The organism is Treponema endosymbiont of Eucomonympha sp. (assembly GCF_001028545.1).
Genome location: NZ_BBPW01000034.1, coordinates 1 through 7,596 on the forward strand (window position 1 = coordinate 1; position 7,596 = coordinate 7,596).

A 7,596-nucleotide genomic window follows, 5' to 3' on the forward strand; every position below is an offset into this window, starting at 1 on the left:
TCATCCAGCACGGTCTGACGACGAACCGGAAGTCAATGGAGTGGTTTAAGCGTTACTACCCCGATTTCCGCGTTCACGCGGTGAATTTCCCTGGGGATCCGTACCCGATCCATATCGACGCGACCTTTGTGCCGCTTCGTCCGGGGCTCATCATCAACAACCCGAATCGTCCACTGCCGCAGGAGCAGAGGAAGATCTTCGAGGCCAATGACTGGCAGATCGTTGATGCTGCTCAGCCGGCGCACGACACGCCTCCAGAATTGTGCTACTCGTCTGTGTGGCTATCAATGAACTGCTTGGTACTTGATCCGAAGACGGTCATCTGCGAGGCTTCGGAAGTTCATCAGATGGAGCAGATGGACAAGCTGGGTATGAACGTCATCCCGGTCGCCTTCCGTGACGCGTACCCATTCGGTGGAGGTCTCCACTGCGCCACGGCTGATGTATATCGCGAAGGTACCTGTGAGGACTATTTCCCGAATCAGGTCGACGACCCGACCTTGGTGTGAGAAAACCCCGTGGTCATGTCATGACTGACGGATCTCGGTGGCTCGGTACGGAACTTGCGTTGTCCGTTACCGGGCCGCCGGGCCTGATATGGCAGTATCACGCCTAGCAAAAAGGAGCATGTCATGGACATGGAGCCGGGCATCATCAACGTCAAACAGGAAGTTCCAGGCGTCGGTACGATGAACCAGAAAGTGGGATTCGTGTCCATGCTTCTTTCTGCAACGGGTATGGGGCTGGTGGGTACTTTCGGGCGTCTCAGCACTCCTGTGGATCCCACGACGGGCAGTAAGTACATCATCGGTGATTTTTTGGCCACTGGTAGGATGATGGTCGGGGTCCTGGGATTTCTGCTTATCATCGTCATACTTGGAAAATGGTCTGAGCTTCGCCGTATCCGGATCTCACCGGCCATCGTCGGAGGCGGACTAGCGATAGGCACATCGTTGGCCTTGTATGTTTCAGCCACCCTCATGACGACGATCGCTAACGCGGTATTCCTCATTTATACCGGTCCGCTCTTCGCGACGATTCTCGCAAGGATCTTTCTGAAGGAGAGAGTGGGTCTTCGGAACGGTATTTTCTTCATGCTGGTGTTCACGGGCATGCTTCTTACGGTCGGTTTGGTGCAGCTGGGCGGTGGCTCTGTGGTATCTTTCGGGCTGCAATTCGGCGCTGTAGAAGGTCTTCCTCGAAAACCGCTTGGAGATTTGTTTGGATTGGGTTCGGGTGTTTTTTATGGCCTGGCACTATTTTTCTATCGCTACAGAGGTGACGTTCCCTCAGAAATACGAGGATTCTGGAATTTCGTTTTCGGTACAGTAGGTGCATCGGTGGTGTTGGCACTGAGGATTGTGTTCTTAGACCAAACTAATCCAGTTGCTGTTATGACCGGAAGAAATTGGTTGTGGGCGATTGTCTTATTTGCGGTATGTGGCCTGGGGGCTATTGGTTTGTTGGTCGTGGCGGGAAAGAACTTGAAAGCCGTGGAGCTCTCCACGACCGCGTACTGGGAGTGTGTCATCGCACTCCTGCTAGGGTGGCTTGTGTGGGGCGAGTCGCTTACCTTAACCAGCTCGATTGGTGGGGCCCTGATCGTGCTAGGAGGAGCGGGTCCTGTTGTCTTTGAGCTGTTCGGTCGTGATCACCTGCCGAAGGACGAGCGAAGTGTCCCTGACTGCGGTTGAAATGGGGCTGTGTTGATGTCGGAGGACCGCTCGAGGGTCGTCAGGAAGGTCATTGTTGCCTCGTTTCTCGGGAACTTCGTGGAGTGGTTCGACTATGCCACGTATTCATATTTGGCAGTGATAATCTCCAGAGTGTTCTTCCCCCAAGGAACAAGTAGGGACGCTCTTGTTCAGACATTCGCCATATTCGCCCTGTCCTTCCTACTCCGCCCGATTGGAGCGGTGCTCTGGGGGTGCTGGGGGGACAAATACGGTCGCAGATGGTCCCTTTCAGTCTCCATCCTCATGATGGCCGTCGCATCCTTCCTTATCGGTTGTTTGCCTTCTTTTGCCGTGGCAGGGGCGTTCGCGCCCATCGGCCTGCTCGTGTGTCGGATGGTTCAAGGTTTCTCTGCATCCGGGGAGTATGCAGGGGCGGCCACGTTCTTGGCCGAATATGCACCCGCCTGCCGCCGCGGATGCTACGTGTCCATCGTCCCAGCTTCGACGGCGGCGGGTCTGCTCATGGGATCCCTGAGCGCTGCGATGATCGCAGGCTGTTTGCCGCAGGGGGCGGTGGGAACGTGGGGATGGCGGTTGCCTTTTCTGGCGGCCGGACCACTGGGTCTGTTGGCTCGCCACGTGTGGCTCGAGCTCGAGGATTCCCCGGTGTACCAGGAGCTCAGCGAGAGCGAAACGGGAGCCGCCGTGGGGCTTGGGCCATTGAAGACACTTTTGCGTGAGCACCAGCGATCTTTATTGGTGAGCATCGGAGTCGCATCGCTTAATGCGGTGGGGTTCTATCTCGTCCTCACTTACCTGCCGACATATCTGTCGAATGAACTAGGTTTCAGTTCTCGAGCGTCCTTCCTTTCGGTGAATATCAGCCTCTTGTTCTACCTGCTGGCAATCTTCGTGATGGGTTGGCTCTCTGATCATGTAGGGCGAAAGCGCATGCTGGTTGTGGCCAGTGTGGGCTTCGTCCTTTTTTCGGTTCCTCTGTTCATCGTCATGGGAACTGGACAGCTGTGGAAGGCATGCCTTGCAGAGGGAGTGTTGTGCCTTTTCCTCACTGCCAATGATGGCACGATGGCGAGTTACTTGGCCGAGTCGTTCCCGACGGAATTTCGATACACCGGTTTCGCGGTGAGTCAGAATCTGGCGAATGCCGTGTTTGGAGGTACGGCGTCTGCCGTTTGTACTTGGGTTATCGGGGTGACTGGTTCACGTTTGGCACCCGCGTGGTACCTGACAGCAGTCTCGCTCCTGTCCCTGTGCGCCATGGTCGCTTCGCATGAGCACACGGGGCGTGACCTCAGTGAGGTCGTCTAGGGGGACTCCGTCTCAGTCCGTTGTGGGCGGGGCTTGTGACATCGGGGCTTTGTGTGTCGGCAGGCTGATCAGCTGGCGAAGAAGGACTTCGACGGTTGCATGGGGATCGCGTCCCTCAGACAGCGCTGTGACGATTCCGCCGTCAATGACGGCGATCACGAGCTCTGCTGGGTAGGGGAGGTTAGCGACGGCGAGAATGCGTGATATGGCATTGTTCAGCCGGCCGCGTCCGGCGTGGTAGGCGTTGGAGATGGTTTCGTTGTCTCCTGCTGAGATGAGCTCGAGGTAATGTCCGAGAAGAGGAGCTGGGCGTGTGATCATTGCTCGAATCAGGTATTCGATCACGTCATCCACCCCGGTTTTGAGGCGATGGTTTTCAGCCTCGTCCGCAATCGTTTCAGCGATGTGAGCCCACGCTCGAATATTGAGTTTGGCGGCTTCAGCCAGGAGTTCTTCGTGGTCATCAAAGTAATACACGGTAGAGGAGGGTGAGAGATCTGCCATGCGTGCTGCAGCTCTCATGGTGACGGCGCTAGGGCCACCACTGTTCAACAATGATGCTGCTGATCGGATGAGTTTTTGACGTCGGTGATGGCCTTTTGCCGTCATTCGTTGAACCAATTTTGTCACCTCGCTATGCCGCAATGCGTAATGTGTCAAGTGCGTTCACCATAGCAATCTCAGGGTCGTCTTTCGCACGTTTTCCTCGGACTGGTCCGTGGCAACACTGGTAGGGTGTCCGGCATGGACTTGAAGCCGGCGGGCGACCTGCACGAGCTCTTTCGTCGACTCGTCGACATCGAGTCGGTGTCCATGCACGAGGCGCCTATTGCCGATGCTGTGGAGGAGACGTTGGCACCACATCGGCATCTTGAGGTGACGAGACTCGGTAACTCTGTCGTTGCCCGTACTCACCTTGGGCGTTCGGAACGGGTCGTCATTGCTGGTCACCTCGACACCGTTCCGGTCGTCGAGAACTTGCCGTCCTATATTGAGCAGCGGTCGGACGGGGATTACCTCGTGGGTAGGGGCACGTGCGACATGAAGGGCGGTATCGCCGTCGCGCTCGCCTTGGCTGTGAGCCTTGAGAATCCGGTGAGGGATGTCACTTGGGCGTTCTATGAGTGTGAGGAGATCGCGGCCGAGCACAACGGCCTGGAGAAGATTGCCTCTTGGCGCCCTGACCTCATCGACGGTGACTTCGCCATCCTCATGGAACCCACCGATGGCCGGGTGGAGGGTGGTTGTCAGGGAACCATGCGTTTCACCCTTGAGGTGCCGGGGCGGGCGGCCCATTCAGCTCGTTCGTGGGTCGGGCACAATGCGATCCATGATCTGTCCGCCGTTTTGGAGCGTCTCAACCGCTGGCAAGAACGGGACCCGTTTGTTGAGGTTGACGGGCTGACCTTCCGTGAGGGCCTCAATGCGACGATGCTCGACGCCGGTGTGGCCGGTAACGTTATTCCCCCCACCGCTACTATTCAGATTAATTATCGGTTCGCCCCCGACAAGACGACCGAACAGGCTCGGCAGTACATGGAGGATCTCTTCCATGAGTGGCCGATGAACGTTCTTGACCTGTCGGCTCCCGCCAGACCAGGGCTCGATCGTCCGTTGGCGAAGTCTTTCGTTGCTGCGGTGGGCGGGGAACCGGGTCCTAAGTACGGGTGGACCGACGTTGCCCGTTTCGGGCAACTCGGAATACCGGCTGTTAACTTCGGGCCGGGGAATGCGCTGTGCGCTCATCAGGTGGATGAGTGTTGTCGTCTTGGCTCACTGGATGAGTGCTACCGGGCGCTGCACACGTGGTTAGCGTCGCGATGACCTAACCGAGGTTGTCGTCCAATTCTTTCGTTGAGAGGTCTGACATGGCATGGTTACTTGTTGTTGTCGTCATCATCGTCATCGGGCTCGCCGTCATGGCGGGGTCTGGGAAGTTTGGACAGGTCCCGCCAATCGTAGATGACCGTCCGGCCCCGGATCTTCCCGAGGGCGATTTGAGTGCTGAGAGCCTGCGCTCAGTTCGCTTCGCAGTGGTGCCACGGGGCTACTCAATGAGTCAGGTGGATCAGCTCCTCGACCGTCTGGCTTCCCAGATGGAGACCGGCCAAGGACCCGATCTCACGAATACGGGTAGGCCCATCCCTGACGCCACGGGCCCGGATACGGAATAATGGAAGATGCACCACTGCCCAGTGATTGAGGAAGAGTGACATGGCAGCTATGAAGCCCCGTACCGGTGACGGTCCCATGGAGGTCACGAAGGAGGGCCGTGGCATCATCATGCGCGTTCCAGTCGAAGGTGGCGGTCGGCTGGTTGTTGAACTCAACGCAGACGAAGCCCAGGAACTGCTCGCGTGTTTCAAGGACGTCGTCGGCTGACGCAGATGACTAACGATCGTGCCCGGCTCGAAGAAGCCGGGCACGATCGTACAAAGCGAACCGTCAGCCGTGACGCTTGATTGCCGTCTGGTAGACCTCGACGGTTTGCGCAGCGATTCGAGGCCAGGAGAATTCGTCAATGCAACGCTGACGACCAGCGGTTCCGAAAGCTTTGGCGCGTTCCATGTTTCGAGTGAGGTCGTTGATAGCGGCTGCGAAGGCGGACTCGAAGGTCGCGACATCTTCTGGGGTTGACAAGTCGGTTGGGACCCCGTCGACGAGATGCCCGGTCGATCCGTCGACGACAACCTCCGGTATACCGCCAACTCGAGATGCCACTACCGGCGTAGCGCAGGCCATAGCCTCCAGGTTGACAATGCCCAGTGGCTCATAGACCGAAGGGCAGGCAAAGACTGTAGCGGCAGAGAACACCTGGCGTACCGACGAGCGGGGGAGCATCTCCGGCACCCAGATAACCGGCGCTCGGCGGCTGGAACGAACCTCCTCGAAGGCGGCTTTGAACTCCTCTCCAATCTGTGGGGTATCCGGGGCGCCGGCCAGCAAAACGAGCTGGGTCTCAGGATCAAGCTCAGTAGCGGCATGCACCAAGTGGACCAATCCTTTCTGTCGTGTAATGCGCCCGACGAAGACCACCGAAGGTCGGTCAGGGTCCATCCCGATGTCACGGCACACATCGGTCTCGGTGACGGGATGGAACTCGTCCGTGTTGACCCCATTGCGCACCACATGCACCTTGTCAGGATCTAATTCGGGATAGGCCCGCAGTACGTCGGCCCTCATGCCTTCAGAGACCGCGATTACGGCGTCTGCGGCGTCGTAGGCGGTCTTTTCTGCCCAGGATGACAGTCTGTAACCGCCACCGAGCTGCTCTGCCTTCCAGGGACGGTCGGGCTCCAATGAGTGAGCGCTGATGACGTGCGGGACGTCGTGGAAAACACCGGCGAGCAAACCAGCGAGATTGGTATACCACGTGTGGGAATGGACGAGGTCGACCTCGTCAGGGATGGCATCGACCATGGACAGGTCTGCGCCGAAGGCCCGCAGCGCGCCGTTGGCACCTTCCGGATAGTTCTCAGCGTGGGCGGTGGCTTCTTCACGCGGCTGTCCCATGCACTGCACATCGACGTCGATGAGGGTGCGAAGCTGGGGGACGAGTTGCGCGACGTGGACGCCGGCGCCGCCATAGATGGTAGGAGGATATTCGCGGGTCAGGACGGACACGTACATGGCTTGATCGTCCCACAAAGACGGCCTCGGTGGGGTAGTAGCGTTGCGGTGCGGTCAACAGACTGAAAACTCTCGTCGACATTGTGCAGCTGACCTTGTGATGATTGCCTGCATGGGTGTTCGGTGACGGTAGATTGAGGACCATGGCAAAGACGCGTCCCAAGGTTCTATCCATCGTCCTCGCTGGCGGCGAAGGCAAACGCCTTATGCCTCTCACGATGGACCGGGCCAAACCAGCCGTTCCCTTTGGTGGTACCTACCGTCTTATCGACTTTGTGCTGTCCAATCTGGCGAATTCAGGGCTCACTCAGATCGCTGTGCTGACCCAGTACAAGTCTCACTCACTTGACCGTCACATCTCCATCACCTGGCGGATGTCGACCATGCTGGGCTCCTATGTGACCCCGGTCCCGGCCCAGCAGCGTCTTGGGCCGCGGTGGTACCAGGGAAGTGCTGACGCCATCTACCAGTCCCTCAACCTCATCAATGACCAGAGTCCCGACTACGTTGTGGTCTTTGGCGCCGACAACATTTATCGGATGGATGTCGACGCCATGTTGCAGTATCACATCGACTCCGGGCTGGGATGCACCGTCGCCGGTATCCGAGTGCCTCGCAAAGACGCTTCTGCCTTCGGAATTATTGATGCTGACCAGAACCATAAGATCACCGAGTTCCTCGAAAAACCGGCTGATCCGCCTGGTCTGCCGGACGCTTCGGACGAGTCTTTCGCCTCGATGGGTAACTACATCTTCAGCCGCGAGGCCCTGGTCCAGGCCCTCCACGACGACGCCCACAGCGCCGACTCGCGGCACGACATGGGTGGCGACGTTATTCCGAGATTCGTCAACGCCGCTGACGCGCAGGTGTACGACTTTCGTGACAACGAGGTTCCTGGCAACACTGAGAAGGATGCCGACTACTGGCGGGACGTGGGCACCATTGATGCTTACCACGACGC

General features: G+C 58.1%; 8 protein-coding genes and 1 pseudogene. 7 read left to right on the forward strand and 2 right to left on the reverse strand.

Features of this window, described 5'->3' with window-relative positions; genetic code table 11:
• The 3 genes and pseudogenes from AWU74_RS02865 to AWU74_RS02875 form a co-directional block, all read left to right on the forward strand.
• Positions 1-509 (forward strand): annotated as a pseudogene (locus AWU74_RS02865) (serine/threonine protein kinase); the annotation flags it as partial.
• A gap of 123 nt (positions 510-632) precedes the next feature.
• Entirely contained in the window at positions 633-1,694 is a 1,062-nt protein-coding gene (locus AWU74_RS02870) for a DMT family transporter (protein WP_002518131.1), read from the forward strand.
• Between the two features lie 15 nt (positions 1,695-1,709).
• Positions 1,710-3,005: an MFS transporter gene (locus tag AWU74_RS02875; RefSeq protein WP_002519187.1), complete on the forward strand. Its 1,296-nt coding sequence runs from the start codon at positions 1,710-1,712 to the stop codon at positions 3,003-3,005.
• A gap of 12 nt (positions 3,006-3,017) precedes the next feature.
• On the opposite strand, the gene AWU74_RS02880 is transcribed toward AWU74_RS02875, so the two are convergent.
• Complete coding sequence (locus tag AWU74_RS02880; protein WP_002515116.1) at positions 3,018-3,626, reverse strand: TetR/AcrR family transcriptional regulator; 609 nt, start codon at positions 3,624-3,626, stop codon at positions 3,018-3,020.
• 123 nt (positions 3,627-3,749) lie between these two features.
• On the opposite strand from AWU74_RS02880, the gene dapE reads away from it, so the two are divergent.
• From dapE to AWU74_RS10060, 3 genes are all read left to right on the forward strand, one after another.
• On the forward strand, positions 3,750-4,829 hold the full coding sequence (dapE, locus tag AWU74_RS02885; RefSeq protein WP_002515125.1) for a succinyl-diaminopimelate desuccinylase: 1,080 nt from the start codon (positions 3,750-3,752) through the stop codon (positions 4,827-4,829).
• Positions 4,830-4,924: 95 nt separating this feature from the next.
• Positions 4,925-5,179 carry a DivIVA domain-containing protein gene (locus AWU74_RS13325; RefSeq protein WP_368853455.1) on the forward strand — a complete coding sequence of 85 codons (255 nt, stop codon included), beginning with the start codon at positions 4,925-4,927 and terminating at the stop codon, positions 5,177-5,179.
• Positions 5,180-5,219: 40 nt separating this feature from the next.
• Positions 5,220-5,387, forward strand: a complete 168-nt coding sequence (locus tag AWU74_RS10060) for a DUF3117 domain-containing protein (RefSeq protein ID WP_002514062.1) — start codon at positions 5,220-5,222, stop codon at positions 5,385-5,387.
• A 63-nt stretch (positions 5,388-5,450) separates the two neighbouring features.
• On the opposite strand, the gene glgA is transcribed toward AWU74_RS10060, so the two are convergent.
• Positions 5,451-6,653: a glycogen synthase gene (gene glgA, locus AWU74_RS02895; RefSeq protein ID WP_023031469.1), complete on the reverse strand. Its 1,203-nt coding sequence runs from the start codon at positions 6,651-6,653 to the stop codon at positions 5,451-5,453.
• A 125-nt stretch (positions 6,654-6,778) separates the two neighbouring features.
• On the opposite strand from glgA, the gene AWU74_RS02900 reads away from it, so the two are divergent.
• Positions 6,779-7,596 (forward strand): glucose-1-phosphate adenylyltransferase (locus tag AWU74_RS02900; RefSeq protein ID WP_162502642.1); only part of this gene is annotated, 818 nt, incomplete at its 3' end.

What these genes read in the sequence shown, in the direction of transcription:
- AWU74_RS02870 (WP_002518131.1), top strand. Translation starts at nt 633, where the DNA reads ATGGACATGGAGCCGGGCATCATCAACGTCAAACAGGAAGTTCCAGGC.
- AWU74_RS13325 (WP_368853455.1), top strand. Translation starts at nt 4,925, where the DNA reads ATGGCGGGGTCTGGGAAGTTTGGACAGGTCCCGCCAATCGTAGATGAC.
- AWU74_RS10060 (WP_002514062.1), top strand. Translation starts at nt 5,220, where the DNA reads ATGGCAGCTATGAAGCCCCGTACCGGTGACGGTCCCATGGAGGTCACG.
- dapE (WP_002515125.1), top strand. Translation starts at nt 3,750, where the DNA reads ATGGACTTGAAGCCGGCGGGCGACCTGCACGAGCTCTTTCGTCGACTC.
- AWU74_RS02875 (WP_002519187.1), top strand. Translation starts at nt 1,710, where the DNA reads ATGTCGGAGGACCGCTCGAGGGTCGTCAGGAAGGTCATTGTTGCCTCG.